Consider the following 24,874-nt stretch of genomic DNA (forward strand, 5'->3'; position numbering starts at 1 on the left):
GGCCGGTGCCTTCCCACCAGCCCGGATAGTAGTAGTATTTTGCGACCTTCACGAAACCGAGCTTTTCGTCGTCATAGGGGCCGACCCACTCGGCGGCGTCGATGGTGCCTTTTTCCAGCGCCGGATAGATGTCGCCGCCCGCGATCTGCTGCGGCACGCCGCCGACCTTGGCGATGATGGTGCCGGCGAAACCGCCGACGCGGAATTTCAAACCCTTGAAATCGTCCATCGACTTGATCTCTTTCCGGAACCAGCCGCCCATCTGAGCGCCGGTCGAACCGGTCGGCACGCCGACGCAGCCATATTCCTTCAGGAGGTCGTTGAGCATGTCCATGCCGCCGCCGAAGCGGAGCCATGAAATGTGCGAGCGCGTGTTGAGGCCGAACGGCAGCGATGTGCCGAAGGTGAAGGCCGGGTTCTTGCCCCAATAATAATACAGCGCGGTGTTGCCCATCTCGACCGTGCCGTTCGAGACCGCGTCTAGCACTTGCAGGCCGGGCACGATTTCACCGGCTGCGAACGGCTGAATCTGGAATTTGTTATCGGTGATTTCGGCGACGCGCTTGGCAAAATATTCGCAGCCTCCATAGAGCGTATCGAGCGATTTCGGCCAGCTCGCGGTATATCGCCACTTTATCTCAGGATTGGATTGCGCAATCGCTGGCGTAGCCACCGCACTCGCGGCGAGACCGACGCCGCCAACTTTCAAGAAATCACGACGTTTCATTTGTTTCCCCTCTGTAATTGCCGGCCGACCAACGGACGACGATCTCTGTCGTCTTCTCTAGTTTTCCTATGGATGGAAGCGGGCTGTTGTTTAGGAATGTCGGCCCTGAAACCAAGGCTCTTGGTTTTTCAATGCAATCAATTTCCCGGCTTTGTGGACCTGCCGGGCAGGATGACGAATTAGTGATTGATAATCAAGGCTTCTGGTTCGGCCGCAATGCGAAGGTTTGCCTGAATACTGGCCGATCGAGCTGCATCCCCCGACGAAGGGATAAGACGGCGCGTGATAGCCGGGCAGGGGAAATGCCGCATTGCAGTAATTCCGCCGGGCGAGCACTGCCGCTCGCCTTCCGTCGTCAATCTGAGCGTGCCCGCGCACGGCGACCGAAATTCAAACCACGGCTCCTGAATGATTGCGCATCGCGCCATCATTGCCGTGCGGAGAACGCTGCCTCCATCGCGCGGCGTGTCCTGATCGTCTCGTTATCGGCATCGACCTCGACGTCGCTCCAGCACACCACTGCGCCGTGAGCGATATCGTTCTTGAGCTTGACGCGATGTGCGAGGCCGATCGGCAGCGCGCCGGACGCCAGGCTCTTCGCCGCCGGCATCAGCTTGCCCCACACCGTGTAGCCGCCTTCGCCGTCGAGCATCTCGCCGGCGCGCAGATTGCGCTTGGCGACGGCCGCGACATCGCCGCGAAAATCATGCGGCTGTCCGGTCGGCTCGTTGCGTAGCGCCGCCGACAGGATCGAGATGTTCAGCTCGAGGCCGATCAGGTGATACGGCTTGTACATCGCCGCATAACGCCCCGAGGCATCGGTCTTCAATCCGTATTGCTTGAAGCAATCGGCCGCGTAGTCGTTCGGCGCTTCGAGCACGACATAGACGCCCCAGCGCAGATCGCGGAACACCGGTCGGCCGTCACGTTCCAGCGAGGAGACGACCTCGGCAAGGCCTGCCTTCTCCAGCACGCCGCCTCTATCGCGCGGCCGCATCACATGCGGCAGATCGTCGACGCCGCAAGGTGGAAACAGCAGGCCGTCGTACGGCACGTCGAGGCCGCATGCATTGGCGATCGCCGCCATTTCGATCGCGGATTTGGTGCCGTCCAGAAACGAGTTGAACATCTGCGGATTCATGCCGGCCGATTGCGCTTCGCCTGATGTGAGGCCGTAATGGCTCCACACGCCGTCCGGCGTCACGTCGTGATAGGCGGGCAAATACTTGGTGCCCTTGCCGGCTGCGACGACGCGAAAGCCGGTGGCCCGCGCCCAGTCCACCATCTCGGCGGTCAGCGCCGGCTGGTCGCCATAGGCCAGCGAATAGACCACGCCGGCCTTGCGCGCTTCCTCCGCGAGGAGGGGGCCGGCCAGCACGTCGGCTTCGACATTGACCATCACGACATGCTTGCCCGCGGCAATCGCCGCGCGCGCGTGCTTGATGCCGACGTCGGGATTGCCGGTCGCTTCGACCACGACATCCATCGCGCCGCCGGCAATCGCGCGCACGCCGTCATCGGTGAAGGCGGTTCGCGCAATCATCGCCTGGTCCCAACCGACGGTGCGGCAGGCTTCGCGCGCTCGATCGCGATCGAGGTCGACGATGACGGATACTTCGAGTCCCGGCGTGTGCGGCACTTGCGACAAAAACATCGAGCCGAATTTTCCGGCGCCGATCAGCGCGGCGCGAACCGGTTTGCCGGCGGCATGGCGGGCGGAGAGGAGGCGGTGAAGGTTCATGGAAGTGATCCAAGCTGTCGGGCCCCGGACGCGGTGCGGCACGAAGTGCTGCTCCGCAGAGCCGGGACCTATAGGGAGGCCGGGAAGAAATGGGCTCCGGCTCAGCAGTGCATCATTTCATGATGCACTGCGTCCGGGGCACGAGCAATGGACCTTACTCTGCCGCCTGACGGTGCGCCCGCGCCAACCGTAGCAGCGCATCATCGTCCACCGGCTCGATCGGGGTAAAATCGCGATGCGCAATATATTCCGGCCGCGTCGGAGTACGTATGTAATTCGAAACCGCATTCAGCGTCAGGTAGACGATCTTGCGCGGATAGGGCGTGATGTTGCCGCTCGATCCGTGCACGAGGTTGCCATGGAACATCAGCATGCCGCCGGCCTTGCCGGTCGGCGCCACGATGCCGCCTTCCTTGACGAGGCGCGTGACGGTCTCCTCATCCAGCGTCCACAGCGGATAGGAGGTGGTTTCCAGATCGTGCGAGGCCTTGAGGTCGCCGGCGTGCTGGCTCTTCGGCACCAGCATCAGCGGACCATTGATCGGCATCACCTCGTCAAGGAAGATCGCAATGTTCATCGCGCGCGGCAGCGGCATGCCGTCGTCGCGCTTCCAGGTGCCGTAATCCTGATGCCACTGCCAGACATCGCCGGTAAAGGCGGCCTTGGCGTTGATCTTGAACTGATGCATGTAGAGCTTTTCGCCAAAAATCTGCTCGATCGGCTCGATCATGCGCGGATGCGCGCCGAGAACGCCGAACGCTTCATTGTAGAGATGCGCGGCAAACGCGGTGCGCGGCGCGCCGCTCTTCTCGCGCCACACCTCGGGACGATTGGCGTCGTAGATGCTGACGGCCTCGCGGGCGAGATAGTCCACCTCCTCCTGGCTGAACAGCTCCGGCAGGAACAACCATCCTTCGCGATTGAAGAATTCGATCTGCTGTGGCGTCAGTTTCATGGCGTTCTCTCCTGTTGATTATTGTTTTGTCTCCCCTCGTGGTGAGGAGCGCGCCTTCGCGCGTCTCGAACCATGAGGCCCGGTGCCCATCCTTCGAGACGCCGCTTCGCGACTCCTCAGGATGAGGACTTGCTGGTCGCTACGCCGCCCTATCAACCGCTCTCAGTCGCTCCTCAGTCATTCGCCCCGCTGTCTGCGCGTGCGTGAGCGCCGCGGCTTCCGCGGCCTTAATGTTGCCGGCAAGAATCTCCGCGGCGATGTTTTCATGCTCGCTCCACGCGCTTTCGCGGTAGTCAAGCTCAACGAGCACGGTCGCCATCGAGCGGCGCATATGCGGCCATTGCGGCGCGATCATCTCCTCGATCGCGGGATTGCCGGCGAGGCGATAGATCGCGCTGTGAAAATCGACGTCGAGCGCGATCAGCCGCGCCAGCGGCGTGTCCTTGTGGATGGTCCGCCCCGCATCCAGCGCCGCCTCGAGCTGCGCGCGCGCTTTTGCATCGGTCCTGGCGCGCCCGGCGGCGAGCTTGGCGGCCAGCGCATCGATGGCGCCGCGCACCTCATAGAGCTGGCGGATGCGTTCCGGATCGAGTCGGGTCACCTCGAAGCCGCGGCGACCGCTTTCAGCGACCAGCCCCTGCCGATGCAGCAGATGCAGCGCATGAGACACCGGCTGGCGCGAGACGCCGAGCCGTTCCGCAAGCTCGTTCTGCCGGATGCGGTGACCGGGGGGGAGCGTCCGATCCGTGATCGCCTGCAGGATCCGGGCATAGACCTGGTCAATCAGGTTCGGAAGCGGATCCAAGGGGATCATATCGGTATCCATTTGGAATACGGAATTCCGAATTCGAAGCTAGCGGCTCCTCCCACATCAGTCAAGCCTATCGGCCAAGTGGTGCGACGCGCTAAACACACCAGGTTCCGGTAGTTTTGTTGCATTCGTTTCGCGATCATGGCCGTCACCTTCGAAAATCTATCCATGCTGCGCCCGACGATCCGCAAGCGGATCATCGGCATCGCCTTGGGTTTGATCTTTCTGATGGCGATCACGTCGGCCTTGTCGACGGTGATGACGCGAAAGGTCGCGCATCAGCTCGACGAGTTCAGCTCCAAATATGTCGAGGCCTACGGCCACCTGGCGCGGACGAACGTCCGCTCGCTAGAGCAGGCGCTGGCGCTGCGCCGCATGGTGATCGCCAAGATGCAAATGCCACCCGACGAGGCCGGCTTTCTCGAGCGCCAAAAAGCCTATGAGGCCATGGGGCTAGAGATCGAAAAGGAGGCGCAAGCCGCGCGTACGCTGATCAATGCGATCATCGAAGACACCTCGACCGCGTCAGACAACGCACGGCTCGGCCGGATCGACGATCGGATCGAGAATGTCACCAACGATCTCGCGCGCTATCTTCGTGATGAATACAAGCGCCTGATGTCGCTGCTCGAAGCCCGCAATTTTTCGGAGGCCAGAAGCAGCCTGGCTCGCTCCGACGAGCTTCGCGACGAGTTCAATCGCAAGGTAGATGAAATCCGCGGGGACATGCTGGGCCAGGTTCGCGCCGACGCCAAGGTCACGATGCGGAATCAGCAAACCGCCATCGTCATCTCCGTGATCCTGACGATTCTGGCATCGGTGCTGGGGCTGTTGTTTGCGATGTTCGTCTCTATCGGCATAACGCGGCCCGTGCGACGGCTGCTGGAAGGTACGCGGGAGGTAGAGGCAGGCAAGCTCGACGGATCGATTGACGTCACCACGCGTGACGAGATCGGCCAACTCACCGCCGCCTTCAACAAGATGGTCGAGCAACTGCGCCACAAGGAGCGTTTGCGCGAGACGTTCGGCCGCTACGTCGATCCGCGCGTCGTGGAAGGATTGATCGATCCGAAGTCGCTGGCCGCCAGCAGCGGCGAACGGCGGGTGATGACGGTGCTGTTCTGCGACATGAAAGGCTTTACCAGCCTTAGCGAGGGCATGACGCCGCAGGGCCTCGTCAAGGTGATGAACCATTACCTCTCGACCATGTCGGGACCGATCCGCAGCCATCGCGGCATCATCGACAAATATATCGGCGACGCCATCATGGCCTATTGGGGTCCTCCCTTCACCGAGGACAGCGAGCAGGCGCGCCTCGCCTGTCTCGCCGCCGTCGAGATGGCGGACCGCGGCAAAGCGCTGCGCACCGAGCTGCCGGAGCTGATCGGCGTGCGTACCGTGCCGAGCGACTGCGAGGTGCGCATCGGTATTGCGACGGGAGAGGTGCTGGTCGGCAGCATCGGCTCCGAATTCATGATGAGCTACACCGTGATGGGCGATGCGGTGAACCTTGCGTCCCGCCTGGAGAACGCCAACAAGATCTATGGCAGCCATTCGCTGGCCTCGGAAGCGGCGATCAAAGCGGCCGGCGATGCGGTCGAAGCGCGCGAGGTCGACCGTGTGATCGTCGTCGGCCAGACCCATCCCGAAACGGTGTTCGAGATCATCGGCCGCGCCGGCGAATTGACTGAGCAGCAGCTCGTGCTGCAAACGCGCTATGCCGAGGGGCTCGCTGCCTATCGCGCACGCCGCTGGGACGACGCGCGCCGTTCCTTCCGGGCGGCGCTTGAAGTTGTTCCCGGCGACAGCCCATCGAAGGCGATGGCCGAACGGGTGGAGAATTTCAGCGCCAATCCGCCGCCCGCCGATTGGGATGGCGCGTGGCGACTCGATCAGAAGTAGCTGATCTCTTACGCTGCGAGGAAGGCCAGCACGATCTGGCAGTATTTCTGCGGAGCCTGCACGAACATCGTATGGGTGGTGCTCGGGATCATCTCGACACGCGATCCGTTCACGTTAGCCGCCAACGCATGCAGTACCTTTGGCGGTGAGCCCCTGGTGTTGGCGCCGCCGATGAACAGCGTTGGAGTCCTGATTGCTTCCGCGTCGGCCTTGGAGAAGGGCGGGCGGTGGTCGCGCATCTGCCCGATCAGCGTCGTGGCGTTGTCGCGGAGGAGCTGCTTGGGCATCGCGGGCAGGCGATTCCAGGCACCGGGTCCTTCCAGTGCATCGTGGAAAATCTGCAGGCCACCATCGATATCGCCCTTGGCGATCAACTCTGCGGACGCCGCGATCATGCCGGCCAGCGGCGAGGGGTCAGGCCTGTAGGCGGGATCGAGGGTCCCGTCGAGTTCGCCGCCGGGCTCGGCCAGGATCAGCTTGCGCAACAAATCCGGCCGGCGCTGTGCGACGCGAAAACAGATGTGGCCGCCACGGGAATGGCCCATCAGGTCGACCAGTTTGCTATCCAGCTTCTCGATGAAGCCGATGACATCATCGACATGCTGCGCGATTGAATAGGTGTCGCCGTCGCCGTCCCAATGCTCGGGAAAGAAATGCCGCAGCGAAGGGGCGATCACGCGGTGCCGGCGCGTCAGCGGCCCCAACACCGACGACCAGATCCTGAAATCGCAGAGCGAACCATGGATGCAGACCAGTGGCGGGCCGCCATCGGCGCTTTGGCCAATATCGAGATAGGCCATGTCATAGCCGTTGACGTGAAGGGTTTGCATGGCGAACTCGTGCGGGATGAAAGGTAGGCCATTGAATGGCCCCAGCGGAGGCCCCAAATCAGCGGAAGTTGTTCATGCCGTCAAGTTCCCCGGAATTCGGGTGGATAGCAACAATCTCCAAGCCTAGATTTAAGCTCGAGAGGAAGCTGGGTGGCATTGAACAGGGATGATGGAGCCAGCCATGACCGGGCACCATTTTACGATATTCGACACCGCGATCGGCCGCTGCGGCGTGGTGTGGGGCGAGCGCGGCATTACCTCGGTGCAGTTGCCGATGGGCGACGAGAAGAAGACCCGTACCCGCCTGCAGCAGCGCCACGGCGACCTGGTCGAGGCGGAGCCGCCCGCGAAGGTGCAGGCCGCGATCGACGGGATGGTCGAACTGCTCGCGGGCAAGCCGAACGACCTTGCCGAGGTCGTGCTCGATCTCGAAGGCGTTCCCGAATTCAACCGCGGCGTCTACGACATCGCCCGAACCATTCCGCCGGGCAAGACCATGACCTATGGCGACATCGCCAAGAAGCTCGGTGGCGTCGAGCTGTCGCGCGACGTCGGCCAGGCGCTCGGCCGCAACCCCTGTCCGATCGTGGTGCCGTGCCACCGCGTGCTGGCCGCGGGCAACAAGCCCGGCGGCTTCTCCGCCAATGGCGGCGTGGTGACGAAGCTGAAGATGCTGGCGATCGAAGGCGCAGTCGTGAACCACACGCCGAGCCTGTTCGATTAACGCCCCTTGAAACTGGGCGGGCGCTTCTCGTTGAAGGCCAGCACGCCTTCGCGGCGATCTTCCGTCGGCACCATGCGGTTATAGGCCTCGATCTCGAGCGCGAGGCCGTCGCGCAGCGACAGTTGCAGGCCGCGATGGATCGAGAGCTTTGCCTGGCGGACGGAGATCGGCGCGTTGCGGGCGATGCTGGCGGCGGTCGCCAGCGCCGCGGGCAACAGCTCCGCCAACGGGAAGACCTCGTTCACAAGACCCCAGTCGCGCGCTTCCGCCGCGGTAAACGGCTTGCCCGTCAGGATCAGCTCCTTGGCGCGGCGCTCACCGACCGCGCGCGGCAGGGTCTGCGTGCCGCCACCGCCCGGCATGATGCCGAGCGTGACCTCGGTCAGAGCGAAACGTGCGGTCTCGGCGGCGTAGAGAAAATCGCAGCAGCCGGCGATCTCGCAGCCGCCGCCATAGGCTGCGCCGTTGATGGCGCCGATGATCGGGACCGGGCAGTCGATCAGCTCCCGCACCATGCGCTCGAAGAGGACGTGCTGGCGCGTCCACGCTTGATCGGTCATGCCGCGCCGTTCCTTCAGATCGCCGCCGGCGCAGAAGGCTTTGTCGCCGGTGCCTGAAAGCACGATGCAGCGCAGGCTTTTCGGATCGAGCGCTACGTCCTCGAAATAGTGCACGAGGTCGCGGCCCATCTGGGTGTTGAGCGCGTTGGAGGTCTCCGGCCGATTGAGCCGAACGATGGCTACATACTCATCGACCGGCTCGATCGACAGTGTCTCGAAAGTGCTCATATCGCCTCGCACAAGAAGCCATCTCCCTTGCGCCGGATCTTTCCAACTGAGGGGGAAGGAAAATGCGCGGTACAGCACAGCGTATCAGTGTCGCAGTACCGCTCCAGGAATCCGCGACGCGTTTTCGCCGCTTGCGCCTGGTCGACGTCGAACTTCACCGACATCTCCGGATAGTGCGTCTGCAGCGGCGAATGCATGAGGTCACCGGAGAACACGGCGTCGTCCTTGCCGCGGCCGAAGGTGAAGGCGGCGTGGCCCGGCGTGTGGCCAGGCGTCGGCAGGATGCGGGTGTGGTCGCCGATCGAAAAGTCGTTGCGCACGATCTCGGCCTGTTTCGCCTCCACGATTGGCAGCACGCTGTCGCCGAACGGCGGCACCGGCGTTTTCGCGTGCGTCTCGGTCCAGTAGTCAAACTCGGTCTTCTCGAACACGTAGCGCGCCTTGGGGAAGGTCGGCACCCAGCGGCCATTGTCGAGCCGCGTGTTCCAGCCGACATGGTCGACATGCAGGTGCGTGCACATGACGTAGTCGATATCGCCGACTGAAATCCCTGCGGCAGCCAATGCGCGCGCGTAAGTGTCGTCGCTCTTCATGTTCCATTTCGGCCGCTGCGGCCGCGGCTTGTCGTTGCCGATGCAGCTATCGATCAGGATAGTGTGATGTGGCGTCCTCACCACATAGGACTGGAAGCACAGGATCAGCACGTCCTTGTCGTCGAGCGCGCCCGCCTTCTGCATCCACGCGCGGTTCTCCGCGAGAACTTCCGGCGTGAGGCTTGGCAGCATTTCCAGCGCCGGCAGGAAAGTGGTCTCCTGCTCGATGATGCGATGAATGGTGAGATCGCCGACGGTGAATTTCAGGCTCATGTTGTTTCCCGGCTGACGAGGCGCGTTGTTATTTGTCTCTGATCGAGGGAATGATGAAATTGGCGAGCATGTCGGCCGCGGCCCGGCCCTGCAGTCGGCTGCCATAAAGGCCCGATGTGGTTATTATCGAATTCGGGGACGATGATGATGCGCTGGCCGCCGAGCCCCTGGGCCGCGATCCACCTCACTTCCCCGTCGCCGGACAACGTGCGCCCCATCCACCATTGCTGGCCGTAGTAGAACAGGCCGCCGAAATAGCCGATCGCCTGGAAGCGCGGCGTGACCGACTGCTCGATCCATTTCGCCGAGATGATCTGCTTGCCGTTCCATGCGCTCTTACTGAGCACGAGCTGGCCGATCTTCGCGGCATCGCGCGGACGAAGCCGAAGGCCTACCGCCGAGGCGACGTGCTCGTTCCGGTACTTCATCCATTCCCAGTCGGAGATGCCGAGCGGCGCGAACAGCGCTTCACGCGCAAACTCATTGAGTGATTTGCCGGATACACGCTCGATGACGTGGCCGAGCAGGTCCGTTCCGCTGCCGTTATAGTTCCATACCGCATCTGGCGGCGCTGCGATCGGCTTCGACAGGACATAGCGGAAGGGATCGGCCTCGCTGCCCAGACGCGGCTCGTCGTTCTTTGGGTCTTTCCAGGCCAGGTTCTCGTCCCACTGCATGCCCGACGACATAGTCAGGAGATGGCGCAGCGTGATGTTGTCCCAGCCCGCCGATTTCACCGCCGCATAATTCGGAAAGAATTTAACGACCGGCTCGTCGGCGCCCTTGATCAGCTCGCGATCGATCGCGATGCCGACCAGCAGCGAGATCACGCTCTTCGAAAGAGAGCGCATGTCATGCTTGGTCTGTGCATCGAATTGATGCAGCCCGCCACCCATTCCCCAGGGCTCATCATAGCCCGGAAAATATTGCTCGAAGACCAGCGCGCCGCGCCTGACGATGACCACAGCATGGACGTTGGCATTGGTGGCGGCCAGCCGCGCGGCGATGCCGCACAGGCGCTCGCCGAGGCCGACGCTTTCCGGCTTCGCGGTGAACCAGCCGTCGCCAATCGCAGCCGGGTTACCGCAGGCGATACTGCGCTGGCCGGTGGAGAATTGCTGGGTCTGCGCGCCGGCGGCGGATGCCGCGAGCGCGAAGGCGGCGGCGAGGCCGAGGCGCCGCAATTGCCTGCCACCCTCGCGCATGCCGCCGTCTCCGTTGTTGCCTTACGCCGCAGGCGGAACCGAGATTTTCACTGAGGGCCGCTCCATCATCTTCTGATGGAAGGCGTCGAGTTTTGGAAAGGCCTTGCGCCAGCCACAATCGGCGAAGCGGAAATCGGCATAGCCGAGCACGCAGACAAGGCCGATCTGCACGATATCGAATGGTCGCGACAGCACCTCGGGCTTGTTCTCGAATCGCGCCATGCCGGCCCAGGCCCGGCTCCAGTGATCGTCCGACCACGCCTTCCAGCGCAGCGGCTCCGGCCGCACCATGCCCTCGTAGCGGCACAGCAGCATGGCATCCAGCATGCCCTGCAGCAGCGAGTGGTCGCTCTTGACCTTCCAGCGCTCGGGCCCGGAGGCCGGGAGCAGCTTGCCGCCGCCGGCGAGTTCGTCGAGATATTCGACGATGACGTAGGAATCGAGAATGACATCGCCATTGTCGAGGATCAGCACCGGCAGCTTTTTCAGCGGCGTGATCCTGGAATATTCCTCGTTCGGCTGCGCCGGCGCGACGGTCGCGGGCGTGAACTCGATCTTGTCGATCAGGCCGGTCTCGATGGCGGCGATGCGGACTTTTCGGGCGAATGGGGAGGCGGGCGAGAAGGTGAGTTTCATGCTGGGAGTTTCCCTTGGGAGGTTTCTTCTTGTTATACGCGGTCATGACAACCACTCAGACCTCATCATCCGCCTTGTGCGCAATTGACACTGGAGCGGATGATCCAGTACGCCGCAGCGGTTCGGTTTCTCACCTAGGCCGCGGCGTACTGGATACCCACCTTCGCGGGTATGACAGCTAGGCCGCGATGATTTCCTGGCGCTGCTCGCCAAGGCCGTCGATGCCGAGCGTAACGACATCGCCGACATTGAGGAATTGCTGCGGCTTCATGCCGAGGCCGACGCCGGGCGGGGTGCCGGTCGTGACGATGTCGCCGGGCAATAGCGTCATGAACTGCGAGACGTAGGAAATGCACTTCGCCATCGAGAAGATCATGGTCGAGGTGTTGCCGGTCTGGCGGCGCTGGCCGTTGACGTCGAGCCACATGCCGAGCTTCTGCACGTCGGCGATTTCGTCCTTGGTCACCAGCCACGGGCCGACCGGGCCGAACGTGTCGTGCGACTTGCCCTTGGTCCACTGGCCGCCGCGCTCCTGCTGGAAATGCCGCTCGGAGACGTCGTTGCAGACGCAATAGCCGGCGACGTGGTTGAGCGCGTCGGCTTCCGAGACATACTTGGCACGGGTGCCGATGATGGCGGCGATCTCGACTTCCCAATCGAGCTTGGTGGAGCCGCGCGGCTTTTCGACGGCGTCGTTCGGGCCAGACAGCGAGGTGTTGGCCTTGATGAAGAAGATCGGCTCGGTCGGGATCGGCGATCCCGTTTCCTTGGCGTGGTCGCTGTAGTTCAGGCCGATGGCGACGAATTTCGAGATGCCGGTGACCGGCGCGCCGAAGCGCTGCTTGCCGTCGACGGCGGGGAGCTTGGAGGTATCCAGAGCGGCCAGCTTGGCCAGGGAGGCCGGCGAACAGGCCTCGCCGTCGAGATCCTTCAGTTGGGCCGAAAGGTCGCGCAACTGGCCGGATTTATCGATCAGGCCGGGCTTTTCCGAACCCTTGGCGCCGTAACGAACAAGCTTCATTTTATCACTCCCTGCGGGTTATCAGACTAATTGGTGGTATACCTCGGGACGCTTATTGGAACAGCGGGGCAGGAAATTCAACTGCGGAAAGCGCAGGGTAGGTGGGCGAGGGCGATCAACGTCACCCCACCGGAACGAAGCTGAACGCATCCCCCTTGCGCCTGATATGGCCGGCGCTGAAGTGCCCGCCGATCACCAGTGTCGGCGTGTCGGCAAAGCGCGAGAACAGCTCGCGGCGGGTCTCGGCCGATTGCCTGGGATCGGAATCCGCGGTCGACGACCAGTCCAGATGGGCCATCTGGCAGGGATGATGGGCCGTGTCCCCTGCCAACAGGCCTTCCTCGCCGTCCGACCTGATACGGACGCTCATATGGCCCGGGCTGTGGCCGGGCGTCGGGATCAGGGCGATCTCATCCGTCAGCCTTTCGTCGCTGGCGACGAGTTCGGCCTTGCCGGCATCGGCGATCGGTTGCACGGAATCGCCGAATACGGCGCGCTTATCCGGCGCATCGCTGTGGTCGCGCCAATATTCGTATTCGGTCCTGCCGAACACGTAGCGGGCGTTGGCGAAGGTCGGCACCCATTTGCCGTCAATGAGCTTCGTGTTCCAGCCGACATGGTCGACATGCAAATGCGTGCACAGCACGGTGTCGATGCTGTCCGGCGGGAAGCCGGCGGCGGTCAGCTTTTCGAGGAATGGATCGTTGCGGTTGTTCCAGGTCGGTACGTTGCGGCCCTGCTTGTCGTTCCCCAATCCGGTATCGACGATGATCCGGCGCGAGGGCGTTTCGACAACGAGCGAATGGATCGACATTTTCAGCCGGCCTTCCGCGGTCGCAAAGTGCGGAATGAGCCAGGGCAACTTTTGGATTTCTTCATTGGTCGCGAGCGGCAGGATGAAGCGGGTACTGCCGACGGTTTCCGTTTCCACGATCTTCGTGATCTTGACCCTGCCCACGGTCCATTGCATCGGCGCTTTCCTTTATTGATGTTGTTGGCCGCGAGGATGCGGGTTTCTGTTGCCGGGTGCAATGGATCGGATGGCGCGATGGAACGTTATCGGCACGTCAGACCAGGAGCGCGCGATGCCGGAACTCGGAATTTCCACGGAAAAGGTCGGCTTTTTGATCGAGAAGGCGCGGCAATTCGACGTGAAGGAGGCGATCTCCGATCCGGACTCCGGATCGAACGCCACCGATGACGACATGATCGATGTGTTGCAGGACAGCGGGCAGGATCCGGTCGTCCGCGAGATTACCGGCTTCATCAATGCGCTCTCTGAGGACGAGCGGACTGATCTGGTCGCCTTGATGCGACTCGGCCGCGGCGATGCCACGATCGACGAGTGGGACGATTTACGCAGCGAGGCCGCTGGTCAACGAGAACGCCGCACCGCGCGTTATCTCCTGGGCGAACCGCTGCTCGGGGACTTTCTGGCGCAGGGCCTCGACGAGTTCGGCCTCACCTGGGATGAGGAGCGAACGACCGCAGACTCCTCCAGCGTCAGCCAGCGGGAAGAAGACGAGCGCAATCCACGATGACTGTGCCGAGCTTGTCGCCTTTCTCGACCGCCAGATGTGCCTGCGCGGTATCCGAGAGCGCGAACTGTCCAGCGACATTGTGAATGCGCCGGCCGGCTGCCAGCCACTTTGAAATATCCGCCTGTGCCGCCGCCAATAGCGGACGCGGCAGGGCGAACAGCACCAGCGCGCGTATCGCGATGCATTTTTCCATCAGCTCGCGCGCCGGGACGACAGGCGTGCGGTTGCCGTTGGTGGCGTAGAGCGCAATCGTCGAATTCATTCCCATCAGCTTCAGCGTGGTCTCGATATTGCCGCCGAAATCGACGTCGACGACGCGATCGACGCCGCGCTGGGAGGTGAAGGCCATGGCCTTCGCAACCACATCCTCCGTCCTGTAATTGACGACGAGGTCGGCGCCGGCGAGCCGCGCCTGTTCGCCCTTGGCGGCCGAGCTCACGGTCGCGATCACCTTGGCGCCGCCCCATTTGGCGAGCTGCACGGCGTAGTGCCCGACCGCCCCGGCGCCGCCGGTGACGAGCACAGTCTGTCCGACGATCGGCACGTCGCAGTAAAGACAGCACCAAGCGGTCATGGCGGGAATGCCGAGCGTCGCGCCTTCGGCAAACGACAGATTGTCCGGCAGTGGCGTCACCAGATGTTCGGCGAGTGCGATATATTCAGCGGCGGTGCCGAAGGCGCGGCCGTTGCGCTGGCCGTTGAACAGCCAGACCCGCTGGCCGAGCTTGAGGCGCGTAACGCCGTCGCCGACCTGGTCGATGATCCCTGCGCCATCGCTGTTCGGAATGACGCGCGGATATTCCATCGGCCGGTAGGTGCCGCCGCGCCGGCCGACATCGGCCGGATTGACGCCGGAGGCTTCCAGCCGCACGCGCACCTCGCCCGGACCGGCGACCGGCGACGCCATCTCGCCGTGGACCAGCACCTCTTGTGCTGGCCCCGTTCGTTCGTACCAGACCGCTTTCATCCGGCGTCCCTAGAGCGTGCCCGGGAAGGCGCCGCCGTCGAGCAGGATGTTCTGGCCGGTGATGAAGCCGGCCTTGGCGCCGCACAGGAAGGCGCAGGCAAGGCCGAATTCCTCGGGGTCGCCGAAGCGGCCGGACGGATTGAGCTTGGCGCGCTCGGCCAGCACCTGCTCGATCGTGATGCCGCGCTTCTCGGCTTCCGGCTTGGCCGTCCCGGTCAGGCGGTCGGTGACGAACGGGCCCGGCAACAGGCCGTTGATGGTGACGTTGTTGATGACGGTCTTGCGTGACAGGCCTGCGATGAAGCCGGTGAGGCCGGCGCGCGCGCCATTGGAAAGTCCGAGGATGTCGATCGGCGCCTTCACCGCGGCGGAGGTGATGTTGACGATGCGGCCGAACTTTCGCGCCATCATGCCATCGACCGTCGCCTTGATCAGCTCGATTGGGGTCAGCATGTTGGCGTCGATCGCCTTGATCCAGTCGTCCCGGGTCCAATTGCGGAAATCGCCGGGCGGCGGGCCGCCGGCATTGTTGACCAGGATGTCAGGCTCGGGGCAGGCCTTCAGCACGGCCTCGCGGCCGACCGGCGTGGTGATGTCGCCGACGATCTCGGTAACGGTGACGCCGGGATTAGCCATGCGGATTTCGTCGGCGGTCTTTTTCAGCGCCTCCGCGCCGCGCGCAGTCAGCGTGACATGCACGCCTTCGTTGGCCAGCGCGACGGCGCAGGCGCGCCCCAGCCCCTTGCTCGATGCACAGACGATGGCGCGGCGGCCTTTGATGCCAAGATCCACTTTTCTTCTCCAGTTGTATCAGGTGATTTTCTGAAGTGTGATGCGAGCACTCTAGCCAAGTCGGACGGCCATGATAAGGGAGCGGCTACCGTCGAAACGCATATCTGGGAAGCCACGTCGATTAGATGTGCCGGTCTTTCTTCAGGCGGTCGATCGCAGCCATGAGATCGGGCGGTAAGGACCTGACGCCCAATTGCCCCGCGGCCGATAGCAGCGGTCGCAACCGCGAACCGGCTATGAACGCCGGCTGCTGGTTTGCCGGCAGAAGCTGGTCGGACATCAGCACAAGCGTGATCGCGATCAGGGCGACGCGCACAGCGCCAAGCGCGGCGCCGCCAACGCGGTCCATCACACCGGCTTCCGGCCCGATAGCGTCGTCGAGGGCCGTGCGCGCTATCTTTCCGAGCACCATGCCAACGATGATAAAGGCTCCGAAGAACAGCAGCGGATTCTGCACAAATGGCAAGGCAAGCTTGTCGCCGATCTGCGGCGATAATTGCGCCACCAGCCCCACGGCAATCGGCATCGCGACGAGATAGGCAAGAATCGTAATGCACTGCGCAATAGCCCGGTGTTGAAACCGATGACCATGGCAATCATCAGGCCGGCATAGACGGCGGCGTCGAAACTGTTCATTGGAAGCATTCCATCGGGATCATGATACCGATGCTTCGTCAATCAATCGGATTGGCGATCGCTAAAATCGTTTGTATCGCAGGGAGCAGAGGGCTGGCAAAGGCGCGCGATAGCGACGCGCCCTCCATCCTATCAACGACCAGTGTGAGAGCTGCTGGGCCCGCTTCTGGCCTTCGTTTTTCGACTACGGCGGACAGGCAGCCTTGGCCAGTTTACGATCGAGTGCGATAGCTCCGATCAACCCGCCCGCATCTCCGCCTTGATCATGTCTGCGGCCTTTTCCCCGATCATGATCGTCGGTGCATTGGTGTTGCCGCCGATGAGTGTCGGCATGATCGAGGCATCGACCACGCGGAGCCCCTCGACGCCGTAGACTTTCAGCTTCGGGTCGACCACGGCCATGGGATCGTTGACGCCCATCTTGGCGGTACCGACCGGGTGATAGACGGTGTCGACACGCGCGCGCAGGAGCTTGCGGATGTCGTCGTCGCGATGCACGCCTTCGGTGAACATCTCCTTCTTCTGCAGCGCGCGTAGCGCCGGCGTCTCCATCAGTCGCCGCGTCGTCTTGAAGCCCGCGACCATGGTTTTCAGATCGTCTTCCTCGCCGAAGAAATTCGGATCGATCAAAGGCGGGGCGTGCGGATCGGCGCTGAGCAGCGCAATGCTGCCGCGGCTCTTCGGCCGCAGCAGGCAGACGTGGCAGGAAAAGCCGGTGCCGCGATGGCGCTTGCGGCCGTGGTCATCAGCCATCGCCATGCCGAAATGGAGCTGGATGTCAGGGATGTCGAGATCGGGCCGCGTCTTCAGGAAGCCGCCGCATTCGGCGAAGTTCGACGTCATCGGTCCCGAGCGCTCGCGGCGGTACTGGCGGATCGCCCGCAAGAGGCGCGGCAGCGCTTTCAGCGAAATGCCGTTGAAGTTCGGATTGTCCGACATGTAGCCGAACACGAAGTCCGGATGATCCTGCAGGTTCTGCCCGACGCCGGGCGAATGGTGTACGGCGGCGATGCCGTGCTTGGCGAGCTCGGCACTGTTGCCGACCCCTGAGAGCATCAGGAGCTGCGGCGTCTGGAATGCGCCGGCGGCGAGGATGACCTCGCGCCGGGCGCGGATCTGCTTGAGCTCCTTGCCTTGCCTGTACTCGACGCCGACCGCGCGCTTGCCGTCGAACAGGATGCGGGTGGCGTGGGCGTGGGTCTCGACGCGCAGATTGGCGCGGCTACCCATATGCGGATGGATATAGGCGCGGGCTGCGCTGCAGCGTTCGCCGTTCTTCTGCGTCAGCTGGTAGATGCCGAGGCCCTCGTGGTCGTCGGCATTGAAATCCTCGCGCAGGCGGAATTGCGCCTCCTGCGCCGCCTGAAGGAAAATCTGCTGCACCGGATTGCCGGTGCGTGACTTGTTGACGGCGAGTGGGCCGCTCTTGCCGTGATACTCGCCGTCGAAATCGGAATTGTTCTCGGCGCGCTTGAAATAGGGCAGCACGTCGGCGAACGACCACCCAGCATTGCCAAGCGAAGCCCATTGATCGTAATCGGCGCGGTGGCCGCGGATATAGACCATGGCATTGATGGCGGACGAGCCGCCGAGCCCCTTGCCGCGCGGCTGGTAGCCGATGCGGTCGTTGAGGCCTTTTTGCGGGACGGTGTTGAAGGCCCAGTTGTTGACGTTCCCCAACCATCAGCACGAGCGCGAACGGCGTCGTCACCACCCAATTGTCGTTTCGCCCGCCCGCATCGAGCAGCGCCACCGACGTCCTCGGATCTTCCGAAAGCCGCCCCGCCACGGTGCAGCCGCCTGAGCCGCCGCCGACAACCACGAAATCGAAAATATCCCCCACTGGCATCCCCCTGCTTTTTGTTCTGCTGCGCCGTTCCAGCGGCGCTTTCGGGCGCAAAACTCCGCTTTTGCGGCGTTTCTGGCAAGAGCGGTTCCAAGGGGTGGTTTTGGCGCTCCAAGTGCTCGTTTTTGCTGTCATAAAATCTGCAAAAGGGGATCTTTGCCCCTTTCCAAAGCGAGGGGACGTTGATACATACCCCTCGCACCCGATGGCTTTGCCCGGGTCGCCTTCTCAGGAAGCCTCCGGACGGGATCGATCGGCGCGAACACGCGTTGGCCGGTTTCACGCCGGCTCCGGTTTTTTTGAAGGCGTCGCAACGATTTAACGCGGGGTGGAGCAGCCCGGTAGCTCGTCAGGCTCATAACCTGAAGGTCATAGGTTCAAATCCTATCCCCGCAACCATCTCGAATTGCGAAACCCCGGTCCCAGTGGCCGGGGTTTTTGTTTTGAGGGAAATCGCCAAGATTCCGGCTAGATCGCCCCGGACGTCGATCTTCAATTCGCCAGCCTCGGGAGTAAGGATGATCTCCTTCACGAGGGAGCGCAGAATCTCGCCAGCCTTCAGCCGGGTTGCCTCGGTATCGGCCTGTAACGCCTCGTGGAGGGCGCCGACCTTTTCCCGGTAGAATGTCGCCATCTCGGGATGAAGAAGGGGCGGCGGCATCTCTTCGGTAAGCTGCTGCTCAAGCTCGGCCTTCCGGTCCTCAAGTTGGACCATCTTGGCGTTGATCCTGTCCGCCGCGCCGCCCTTGAGGATCAGATTAAGCAGCGTGTCCAGCTCGCGCTCGATCCGCTTCAGCTCCGACCGCGCAGCCTCGATCGACGCCGAGCCTTCCGTCCGAAGACGATTCATCTCACGAGTGAATTCGTCGCAGAATTCCTTGAACAGAGCCGGGTCCATTAGGTGGTATCGTAGCGCGTTCAGCACTCGTGCCTCCAGCCGCGCGGGGCGGAAACTCCTCCTATTATCGCACGTTCCCTTGTTTCTTGCGGTCGAGCAGCCGATGAGGTCGGCCGAAATCATGGCGTATCCGCCGCCGCAGCATGCGCATTTTATCAAACCTGAGAATAAGCATTTTGGGCGGCGGCGGTCGCGGAAGCTATTCTGCACCTCAGTGCCATCGTCCTGGCGCTTTGTCTTTATGGCAGCTTGTCGTGACTTTGCGGCCTTCCAGAGCCCATCATCCACGATGCGCAATTCTGGTACTTCCTGAATTATCCATTCGGCTGCGGGGTTTTGGCGCGCCTGACGCTTGCCAGTTTCCGGGTCTTTGATGAACCGCTGTCAATTCCAAACGATCCGGCCGATATACATCTCGTTGTTCAAGATGCCGTTGCCACGCTTCGTGTTGCCATTGATGGTACTGAAGCCCCAATCGCCGCCGCCCGGCGCCGCGATGCCATCCCTATTTAGCTCAACAGCGATCCTCTTCGCCGACTTGCCAACGACATAGTCGCGAAAGATCCGGCGAACCACCTCGGCTTCCGCAGAATTAATCATGCGATCGCCGCGTAGCGGCTCGCCATTTTCATTGAAGTGCTTCACAACATCATAACCGTAGGAGTTGCCACCGCCAGACTTGGCAAGCGCGACGCGTCCGCGCTGGCCTCGGCGCGTTTTGTCGGCAAGATCCTTGAGGAAGAGGGCGTTCATCGTGCCCTTCAGCCCGACATGCAGGTGCGTAACCTCACCCTCGGATAAAGTAACGATCTTTACGTTGGCATAGGCCATGCGCTTGAACACGCCAGCGATGTCTTCCTGATCACGTGAGAGGCGATCCATCGCCTCCGCCAGCACCACTTGAAATCGCCCGCGCAAGGCGTCGTAATGAGTGCTTGGACGCCGGCACGCAGAAGCGACGCACCGGAAATCGCGTGGTCGGAATACTCCTCAACGACTCGCCAACCCTGCTTCTCGGCATAGGCACGGCAGACGCGAAATTGGTCCGCGATTGACGCGTCGCGCTGGTTGTCACTGGAGTAGCGGGCGTAAAGCGCGACCTTCATGAAACGGTCTCCGGCAAAGTCAGGAGCGCTTCGACCCGTGCTCCTTGTTGGCTTGTTCGTACCAGCGGCGCGCCGCATGACGAGCTAGCAGACGCACGAATTCGACGAGACGGGGATCGGGAGCGTTGCCGCTCTGTGGTGCAAGCGTCAACCCCGGTTCGTTGCACCTGGCGATGTCTTTGCGCTTTTGAGCGCCAACGTCTTTCATCGTAATGCCATTGACCGTCGGTCGCACTGGGATAATCCCCAGCACCATCAGCTTTACGATAGACGACAATGATAGAAACTCGATGCGGGCGCCGGATACACCGGGTGTGTTCGATCGGACGACTTCTGGTCCGAGCGCGCCAAATCGCATTTTGGCGTAGTATGGAAACTTGCGCGTTTCGGCTTGATGGGGAACTAATTGCTTCATCAGATCATACCAGAATTCACGATGTAGAGAGTGCGGTTCAATTCGGTCCGCGTACTACTGATTGGATAGTTGTCGGACGTCGATCGTGCGCGCTGCTGCTTGCACAGTGATTTCAAAGTGGTGCGTCTGCAAGATATCTACGATGTTGCGCGGTCTATGCGCGACGACGTTGATACCGTTGCGACGCCTTGGGCTGTCGTAGAGCAGCCCCGAACGACCTGACGCGCGTATATCCTCGCCAAGCTTCTGCGAAGCATCATAACGTTCGCTCGCATACACATCGGGAAGTGCGAGTTGCTGCCCTCTGATGTCGAGATAATCTCCTAGAAGCGTAGCGGTGTATGCCCTGTAAGTCCGGCTCATTGTGGCCGCGTTGCGAGCAGCCGCTTCGCGCCGAAGGTGATGACCGACCTCGGCAGCCGCCGTTCGAAGATCGTCAGCCGCATACCAGGCGCCAAGCTCTGGTCCGTTGAATCTCATTCCGCCGGGAGCGACGTGAAGAAAGGCCGCCATGACGATGCTGGAGTTCGGGGCGCCATATCCCCATTCGCTCTGCGGTAGCCGATCGATACGTTCGGCCACCAGACGGTCATTCGTCCAACCTACGAGTTCCATCACGGGCGAAAGATCAGCTGCTGTCGCGACCGTATCGAACAGTCCGATGGGGGGGAATTGTGAGGGGATCAAGCGATAGGCAGGCCGCGGCGAGGGTGCGAAAGCGTCCGTCACCGGAAGAGGATCTCCGTATCGTCGTAAGGCGTGAAGGCGTCGTCTATCGCGTTCGGCCGCATGTACAGGCCGCCACGCGCGCCGTCGAGGAAACGACGCACCGATAGCAACCCATCTTGGGAGCCATTAGTGATTAGATCGAGCGGCGCATGTCCACCGAAGACGATCTCGTTATGTGGAGTTCGCAACCAGTCAACACCGAGCCGTTCCTGGGGAAAGAGGATCCCCAGTGCTTGGTGGATACCGAATACCGCTGAAATGCGCGTCAGAACGTCCACATCAAGTGTGAACGCGCCGTGCTCACGGGCGCATGCTAGACAAGATTGACAGCCTTTGCGCGGAACGCGACCGCCAGGATTGAACTCAGAAAGCCCCCCAGAGAAAACACCCTTAATCCGCGTCGCAACGCGATAATGAAGATTGCGGTTTCAGCCGCCGCTGTTCGCAAGGAATTGGCGGTGGACTGAAGGCGTGGGGTATGCTCGCGATCTATGGAGCGAGGCCCCCACGCTTTGTTACTCACGAACCATATCTAGCAGCCGTTCGGGAGGAAAAGGCTTTTGCAAGAACGCCGTGCCGACCGGCATGGGTTTCACGGTGGTGCCGGACATGATGACAATGTTCATATGCGGGTGTCGGTAGCGGGCATAGTGGGCGAGTTCGGCTCCCGACATCTTGCCCGCTAGGTTGTGGTCGGTAATGAGCGCCTGCAATTCGGTTCCAGTCGACCCGATGATCAACTCGCCAGCCTCGCCGGTGGTGCATTCGATCACCTCAAATCCCTCGTCCTTCAGCATCTCGGCCAGCACCTCACGCTGGAACATATCGTCCTCCACTAAGAGGACCACGAAGTTGGACATACGCACCTCCGTTTTACCACGTAATTCGGGTGGCAGGATTTGGTTCACAGTGCGGTGGTGACAAGAAGGACTACGTCCCCTAGATTGTTCGAGTTTCCTCCGAAGTCGGTAAGAATGCTCGCCGTGGCCCTCCAAGCGCGGCGGGCATTTTCTTTTATGAGTTTGCGTTGTGTCGAAGCGTATTTCGATGCCGGGATTCATCCGGCCCCAGCTAGCCACGTTGAAGTCCAAAGCACCGAATGGCGAACAGTGGCTGCATGAGATCAAGTACGATGGCTACCGGGTCCAGGTTCATGCCAGTAGAGGCCGGAAGAAGGTCTACACCCGCAATGGTCTGGATTGGACCAAGCGCTTCTCCACCATTGCTGCCGCTCTCGACATTCCCGGAGAGGCGATCATTGATGGGGAGGTGGTTGTTATCCCCGAAGGCCGCACCAACTTTTCAGAATTACAGGCGGAGCTAGCGGCAAGCAGACAGGATCGGCTGGTCTATTACGCTTTCGACCTGCTGTGGCGGGATGGTGACCTCCGCAAGCTGCCTCAGATCGAACGCAAGCAGGCACTGCTAGACCTGCTTGGCGAGAGCGGTGTTGAACACCCAGTGCTGTTCTCCGAATATCTCGTCGGCGATGGCCAACAGATGTTCGAACATGCTGCCAAGCTGAGCTGGGAAGGCATCATCTCTAAGCGGGTTGACGCCCCTTACCGTTCCGAGCGCAATGAGAACTGGCTGAAGATCAAGGCTGTCCACAAAGGCAAGTTTCCGGTCATCGGCTTTATAAAAGACCCTAGTGGTGTCGCGGCGCTCTATCTCGGAAAACAGGAGGGCAAAGACCTTGTCTATTTGGGCAAGGTTGGCACCGGGTGGTCACGCACTGTCTCCAGTCAGATCAGGAAGCAACTCGTGGCCAGTATACCGCAATCGTCACTGTGGATTGATGGAGTGTCAGCATCAAATTGTGCTGGCGTACTAGCCACGCTATCCGGGTGATATGCACTGCCAGCAAGCCAGCTAGTGTCACAGTCAGCGCAAAACTTGGCTCGCTGAAAAGAAGAAAGGTCACGCTCCAACCCGGAATTCCGGTGAGCCAATCGCTCATCAGCATTCGAGTAATTCGTGGTCGGTTCAAGGACTGGAAATCACGGAAGCTGACTGGGCGCACAAACCTTCCATTCTCAACTTCATAGTCCTCTTGTACCGACAACCAGGTTGCCCCGCTATAGGCTCCGCCTTCTGCGCGGATCGCTGACCTCATTTCGCCCGTAGTCGCCGACCAGCGAAGATTCTTGCTCCTCAGGATGATGATCGCTGCAAAAAATCCAAGGACTAGCCACATGCCGGGCACAACAACCAACGGCCGGACTTCCGTGGTAGCAAAGGGTAACATTACCAACAGGGGTGCGGCCGCTGCACAAATTGCTACAACAAAAGCATAGGGCAAGCTGTCGATAAATCTCATGCTTGAAGCCCTCCTATAGCTGTCAGGAAGAGAAGTGCTATCGCGAAGAGCGTTCGAGCCCACGCCCGCTTTGGCAGCCCGCGGTTGTGCTATAAGAAGCCCTAGCCTTGGGTAAACATGACGCAGCAAGCATCGGTCGATCTCTTCCGCTTATGGCCCACCGAGTCAGTTGATGCGATGCAACGAAATGTCCGGAGTTGAGGGTAGATCGGAAGGGGCCGGCACACGGCCAAAGTACACATCCGATTCCGATAGCCGAGCGCGCCCACAATCTCTTGAAGAGGCGGCTGCCACGACGTAACCTAAAGCTCCAAGGTGGCGAAATTGCCCCTTGCTTTTTCGGCTGCTCAGATAGGCAGCCAAGCACTCGGACAATCAATAGAAGCCGCTTTTTCTTAGTGAGCGACCGCTATCGTTCACGCCGATCCTTGGTCATCTGGAACGTCGGATAACAAGGGAGGGAATTCATGAACATTTCATTCACCCGCGCCCTGATCGCTTTATCTGCCGCTGCGCTCCTCGCGCCGTTCGTTATCTTCGGCGGAGTCGATGCGGCAAGGGCCGACGACGTGCCCGACGGGCTATCTGTTGAGTGGCAGGGCAAGAAACCTTGCGAGAAACTTTTTGAGGACGCGCATGTCCGCGTCGCTCGGTGCACGTTTCCACCGGGGGCTGTGCACGTCTGCCACTCACACCCGGGTTACCTTAGTTATGTGGTAAGCGGAGGCCAAGGACAGATCGAGGACGAGAAAGGAATACGTAAGATCAATGTAACCGCCGGCGCATTGTTCGATGCACCTCCGACCCCATGGCATGAGTTTGCAAACGTGGGAGACACCACGATTCAATACATCATCGTCGAAAGGAAATACCAGGCTGTAACCCCAGTGAGTCAGACCGCATGCCCGAAAGGAACAGTGGGTCGCTCTCAATAACTGACGGCAGGGTCAAGCCGCCGGCTCACTTTTCGGGTTCGCAGGCCAGCGAGTCGTTTGCTGAAACGACTGCTGTTGGCCCATCAGCGAAGTGGCCGCAGCTCTCATTGAGGTCTGCTCATTGGGCATAGCGGACTAGAATTGCTCAGGTTGAGTTCTTCGCCTGCTAACCCACAGGAGACATGCGGCGAATGGGCCAGGTTTGTTTCCAAAGCAGCCAGCGCTATAGTCGACCACAAAGCTATCAGGGTTTCGGGGGCGCCTTCGATCAGGGAGGGCACCATGCGAGTTGCTTGCGCGATCACCATCGCCGTCCTATTGCTGTTCAGCGCTAACACATAAGCGCAGATAGCGCGTCAAGAGTTTCATGCGTTTCAGTCGGTAACCATGTCCGACACTGACTTCTTGAAGGGGAAGAAGGACGGCTCCCAAGTCACTCTTGCAGCGCACTTGCGACTGCCAAAGCTGGGTTCTGAAAAGATT

The 24,874-nt window shown here is 61.4% G+C and carries 24 protein-coding genes, 1 tRNA gene and 4 pseudogenes (1 of these 29 cut by a window edge); 7 read left to right on the forward strand and 22 right to left on the reverse strand.

The annotated features are described in order from the left end of the window. The 4 genes from RX331_RS04785 to RX331_RS04800 form a co-directional block, all read right to left on the reverse strand. A protein-coding gene (locus RX331_RS04785) for a TRAP transporter substrate-binding protein (protein ID WP_317255487.1) crosses the window boundary here: on the reverse strand, positions 1-727 show its 5' portion. Its footprint begins 362 nt before the window's first position; 727 of the gene's 1,089 nt are visible here — the first part of the coding sequence; it begins with the start codon at positions 725-727; its stop codon lies beyond the left edge, outside the window. 427 nt (positions 728-1,154) lie between these two features. Continuing rightward, on the reverse strand, positions 1,155-2,468 hold the full coding sequence (locus RX331_RS04790; protein ID WP_317255488.1) for an NAD(P)H-dependent oxidoreductase: 1,314 nt from the start codon (positions 2,466-2,468) through the stop codon (positions 1,155-1,157). Positions 2,469-2,622: 154 nt separating this feature from the next. After that, on the reverse strand, positions 2,623-3,423 hold the full coding sequence (locus RX331_RS04795; RefSeq protein WP_317255489.1) for a phytanoyl-CoA dioxygenase family protein: 801 nt from the start codon (positions 3,421-3,423) through the stop codon (positions 2,623-2,625). A 139-nt stretch (positions 3,424-3,562) separates the two neighbouring features. Next, complete coding sequence (locus RX331_RS04800; protein WP_317255490.1) at positions 3,563-4,237, reverse strand: GntR family transcriptional regulator; 675 nt, start codon at positions 4,235-4,237, stop codon at positions 3,563-3,565. 165 nt (positions 4,238-4,402) lie between these two features. On the opposite strand from RX331_RS04800, the gene RX331_RS04805 reads away from it, so the two are divergent. Further along, positions 4,403-6,136 (forward strand): adenylate/guanylate cyclase domain-containing protein, encoded by a 1,734-nt coding sequence (locus tag RX331_RS04805; RefSeq protein WP_317255491.1) that lies wholly within the window; start codon positions 4,403-4,405, stop codon positions 6,134-6,136. A gap of 8 nt (positions 6,137-6,144) precedes the next feature. Here RX331_RS04805 and RX331_RS04810 read toward each other — a convergent pair whose 3' ends face one another. Beyond that, a complete protein-coding gene (locus RX331_RS04810) occupies positions 6,145-6,966 on the reverse strand; it encodes an alpha/beta hydrolase (protein ID WP_317255492.1) in 822 nt (273 codons plus the stop codon). Between the two features lie 181 nt (positions 6,967-7,147). Here RX331_RS04810 and RX331_RS04815 point away from each other — a divergent pair, with 181 nt between their 5' ends. Then, positions 7,148-7,690 carry a methylated-DNA--[protein]-cysteine S-methyltransferase gene (locus RX331_RS04815; protein WP_317255493.1) on the forward strand — a complete coding sequence of 181 codons (543 nt, stop codon included), beginning with the start codon at positions 7,148-7,150 and terminating at the stop codon, positions 7,688-7,690. Here RX331_RS04815 and RX331_RS04820 read toward each other — a convergent pair. The 6 genes from RX331_RS04820 to RX331_RS04845 all read right to left on the reverse strand — a co-directional run bounded on the left by RX331_RS04820 (position 7,687) and on the right by RX331_RS04845 (position 13,176). Continuing rightward, on the reverse strand, positions 7,687-8,478 hold the full coding sequence (locus RX331_RS04820; RefSeq protein ID WP_317255494.1) for an enoyl-CoA hydratase/isomerase family protein: 792 nt from the start codon (positions 8,476-8,478) through the stop codon (positions 7,687-7,689). The two genes, RX331_RS04815 and RX331_RS04820, sit on opposite strands and share 4 nt — an antisense overlap. Then, the gene (locus RX331_RS04825) at positions 8,475-9,344 is read right to left on the reverse strand and encodes an MBL fold metallo-hydrolase (RefSeq protein WP_317255495.1); all 870 of its coding nucleotides are present in this window, start codon (positions 9,342-9,344) and stop codon (positions 8,475-8,477) included. The genes RX331_RS04820 and RX331_RS04825 overlap by 4 nt, the downstream gene beginning before the upstream one ends. After that, positions 9,341-10,549, reverse strand: coding sequence for a serine hydrolase (locus tag RX331_RS04830; RefSeq protein WP_317255496.1), 1,209 nt, complete (start codon positions 10,547-10,549; stop codon positions 9,341-9,343). Before RX331_RS04830 ends, RX331_RS04825 begins: the two co-directional genes overlap by 4 nt. A gap of 21 nt (positions 10,550-10,570) precedes the next feature. Then, on the reverse strand, positions 10,571-11,185 hold the full coding sequence (locus RX331_RS04835) for a glutathione S-transferase family protein (RefSeq protein WP_317255497.1): 615 nt from the start codon (positions 11,183-11,185) through the stop codon (positions 10,571-10,573). A 178-nt stretch (positions 11,186-11,363) separates the two neighbouring features. Next, positions 11,364-12,206 (reverse strand): fumarylacetoacetate hydrolase family protein, encoded by an 843-nt coding sequence (locus tag RX331_RS04840; RefSeq protein WP_317255498.1) that lies wholly within the window; start codon positions 12,204-12,206, stop codon positions 11,364-11,366. 121 nt (positions 12,207-12,327) lie between these two features. Beyond that, entirely contained in the window at positions 12,328-13,176 is an 849-nt protein-coding gene (locus RX331_RS04845; RefSeq protein ID WP_317255499.1) for an MBL fold metallo-hydrolase, read from the reverse strand. A gap of 115 nt (positions 13,177-13,291) precedes the next feature. Here RX331_RS04845 and RX331_RS04850 point away from each other — a divergent pair, with 115 nt between their 5' ends. Continuing rightward, positions 13,292-13,747: a DUF3775 domain-containing protein gene (locus RX331_RS04850; RefSeq protein ID WP_317255500.1), complete on the forward strand. Its 456-nt coding sequence runs from the start codon at positions 13,292-13,294 to the stop codon at positions 13,745-13,747. Here the strand turns inward: RX331_RS04850 and RX331_RS04855 are convergent. The 4 genes and pseudogenes from RX331_RS04855 to RX331_RS04870 all read right to left on the reverse strand — a co-directional run bounded on the left by RX331_RS04855 (position 13,710) and on the right by RX331_RS04870 (position 17,985). Further along, on the reverse strand, positions 13,710-14,714 hold the full coding sequence (locus tag RX331_RS04855; protein ID WP_317255501.1) for an NADPH:quinone reductase: 1,005 nt from the start codon (positions 14,712-14,714) through the stop codon (positions 13,710-13,712). The genes RX331_RS04850 and RX331_RS04855 overlap by 38 nt on opposite strands. Positions 14,715-14,723: 9 nt before the next feature. Further along, on the reverse strand, positions 14,724-15,506 hold the full coding sequence (locus tag RX331_RS04860; RefSeq protein ID WP_317255502.1) for an SDR family oxidoreductase: 783 nt from the start codon (positions 15,504-15,506) through the stop codon (positions 14,724-14,726). A gap of 121 nt (positions 15,507-15,627) precedes the next feature. Continuing rightward, positions 15,628-16,142 (reverse strand): annotated as a pseudogene (locus tag RX331_RS04865) (CvpA family protein). Between the two features lie 237 nt (positions 16,143-16,379). Next, positions 16,380-17,985: pseudogene (locus RX331_RS04870) on the reverse strand (GMC family oxidoreductase). Positions 17,986-18,310: 325 nt separating this feature from the next. Here RX331_RS04870 and RX331_RS04875 point away from each other — a divergent pair. Both RX331_RS04875 and RX331_RS04880 read left to right on the forward strand, forming a co-directional pair. Next, positions 18,311-18,387: transfer RNA gene (locus RX331_RS04875), tRNA-Met, on the forward strand. A 196-nt stretch (positions 18,388-18,583) separates the two neighbouring features. Beyond that, on the forward strand, positions 18,584-18,889 hold the full coding sequence (locus RX331_RS04880) for a hypothetical protein (protein ID WP_317255503.1): 306 nt from the start codon (positions 18,584-18,586) through the stop codon (positions 18,887-18,889). Between the two features lie 66 nt (positions 18,890-18,955). On the opposite strand, the pseudogene RX331_RS04885 reads toward RX331_RS04880, so the two are convergent. From RX331_RS04885 to RX331_RS04915, 7 genes and pseudogenes are all read right to left on the reverse strand, one after another. Beyond that, a pseudogene (locus RX331_RS04885) lies at positions 18,956-19,009 on the reverse strand (hypothetical protein); the annotation flags it as partial. A 261-nt stretch (positions 19,010-19,270) separates the two neighbouring features. Beyond that, positions 19,271-19,786, reverse strand: coding sequence for a recombinase family protein (locus RX331_RS04890; protein ID WP_317255504.1), 516 nt, complete (start codon positions 19,784-19,786; stop codon positions 19,271-19,273). Then, positions 19,699-20,070, reverse strand: coding sequence for a recombinase family protein (locus RX331_RS04895; protein WP_317255505.1), 372 nt, complete (start codon positions 20,068-20,070; stop codon positions 19,699-19,701). The genes RX331_RS04890 and RX331_RS04895 overlap by 88 nt, the downstream gene beginning before the upstream one ends. Next, positions 20,012-20,407, reverse strand: a complete 396-nt coding sequence (locus tag RX331_RS04900; RefSeq protein WP_317255506.1) for a hypothetical protein — start codon at positions 20,405-20,407, stop codon at positions 20,012-20,014. The genes RX331_RS04895 and RX331_RS04900 overlap by 59 nt, the downstream gene beginning before the upstream one ends. A 54-nt stretch (positions 20,408-20,461) precedes the next feature. After that, a complete protein-coding gene (locus RX331_RS04905) occupies positions 20,462-21,136 on the reverse strand; it encodes an RES family NAD+ phosphorylase (protein WP_317255507.1) in 675 nt (224 codons plus the stop codon). Continuing rightward, positions 21,133-21,444, reverse strand: a pseudogene (locus tag RX331_RS04910) (MbcA/ParS/Xre antitoxin family protein); the annotation flags it as partial. The gene RX331_RS04905 and the pseudogene RX331_RS04910, both read right to left, overlap by 4 nt. 207 nt (positions 21,445-21,651) lie before the next feature. After that, entirely contained in the window at positions 21,652-21,996 is a 345-nt protein-coding gene (locus RX331_RS04915) for a response regulator (RefSeq protein WP_317255508.1), read from the reverse strand. Positions 21,997-22,165: 169 nt separating this feature from the next. On the opposite strand from RX331_RS04915, the gene ligD reads away from it, so the two are divergent. Together ligD and RX331_RS04925 are read left to right on the forward strand one after the other, a co-directional pair. Next, positions 22,166-22,987 (forward strand): non-homologous end-joining DNA ligase, encoded by an 822-nt coding sequence (ligD, locus tag RX331_RS04920; RefSeq protein WP_317255509.1) that lies wholly within the window; start codon positions 22,166-22,168, stop codon positions 22,985-22,987. A gap of 936 nt (positions 22,988-23,923) precedes the next feature. Continuing rightward, the gene (locus RX331_RS04925; protein ID WP_317255510.1) at positions 23,924-24,391 is read left to right on the forward strand and encodes a cupin domain-containing protein; all 468 of its coding nucleotides are present in this window, start codon (positions 23,924-23,926) and stop codon (positions 24,389-24,391) included. Positions 24,392-24,874 lie beyond the last annotated feature (483 nt).

This window comes from Bradyrhizobium sp. BWA-3-5, from assembly GCF_032917985.1.
Taxonomy (GTDB): domain Bacteria; phylum Pseudomonadota; class Alphaproteobacteria; order Rhizobiales; family Xanthobacteraceae; genus Bradyrhizobium.